The organism is Sphingobium sp. ba1 (assembly GCF_000743655.1).
Lineage (GTDB): Bacteria > Pseudomonadota > Alphaproteobacteria > Sphingomonadales > Sphingomonadaceae > Sphingobium.
On the sequence record NZ_JPPQ01000069.1, the window covers coordinates 851,900 to 852,978 of the forward strand.

3 pseudogenes are annotated in these 1,079 nt (G+C 59.6%); 1 reads left to right on the forward strand and 2 read right to left on the reverse strand.

Going from position 1 to position 1,079, the window contains the following annotated elements:
- Positions 1-300 (forward strand): annotated as a pseudogene (locus IL54_RS25865) (hypothetical protein); the annotation flags it as partial.
- 103 nt (positions 301-403) lie between these two features.
- Here the strand turns inward: IL54_RS25865 and IL54_RS25870 are convergent.
- A pseudogene (locus IL54_RS25870) lies at positions 404-820 on the reverse strand (recombinase family protein); the annotation flags it as partial.
- 49 nt (positions 821-869) lie between these two features.
- Positions 870-1,037 (reverse strand): annotated as a pseudogene (locus tag IL54_RS24035) (ATP-binding protein); the annotation flags it as partial.
- Positions 1,038-1,079: the final 42 nt, after the last annotated feature.

Sequence of the window (1,079 nt, forward strand, 5' to 3'; positions counted from 1 at the left end):
GTCGTCGCCCGCAATCCCAGGCGGCTTTCTGCCGGCGTCATGTCGGGAATCCAGCACCACTTGCACATGCTGCCCCTTTCCCTGCGTCAGAGCATCACCTTTGACCGGGGAACGGAATTTTCTGCCTTTGCGACACTTCAGAAGAAACTCGCGATGACGAGCTATTTCTGCGAAGCGGCACCCAATCGAAGCACACCGTTTTGCGCCCGTCAGAAGGGCGGGGAAAATGGAAATTGTCAGCTGTCAGCGAAATCAGCACCTGGCGGGCGCTGCCAAGCTCGCGGAAACGCGAAAAGATGAGGCGGATCGCCTCCTGTACCCGGATATCGGGATCCAGCCCCAGGCCGTATTCGCGGTGCCAGATATAGCCGATCGGAACACTGAGGCGCAGTTCTCCCCGCCTTGCCTTGGCGCGCGCCGCGTCAAGCATGCGTGTTCGCAAAATGCCAAGCTCAAACTCGCTGATGCTGCCCTTCATGCCCAACAACAATCGATCGTTTGGTCGACAGGGATCGTATACCCCGTCGAGATCGATCACGCGCGCTTCAACCAGGCCACACAGCTCCAAAAGGTGGTGCCAGTCCCGGCCATTACGGGAAAGGCGCGATGCTGTAGCGCGACGATTACGGAGTCCGGTCGGCGTCAATTTTGATGGCCGATAGGTGGCCGCGCCGGTTGGTGAATTCTGGCTACCATTTGCTGTTGCGAGGAGCAACCGTCGAGCGACAATTACGACGCTGGGTAATTGTCGCTGGCGCTGGCCGGAAGCGAGGGTTTGAAGCGCATGGGATGGTTGGCATGTAATTGCCGCTGGCGACAATTACCCGTTGCCTCAGCAAGGGTGCTCCCGAGCGCGAAGCCAGCGACAATTATGATGGCCGGTCCGGGGCGCCATTGGGCGGGTCGTAATCGCCGGCGTTGATGCGGGCGACGGCGGAACGCTTGCGGTAGCTTTCGCCGTTCATCTCGATGATGGTCGAGTGGTGCACGAGGCGGTCGATCGCGGCGACAGTCATGGCGGGATCGCCGAACGTTTCATGATGCTGCTTTCCTGGAAGGGGTCATACTGTAATTTGGCG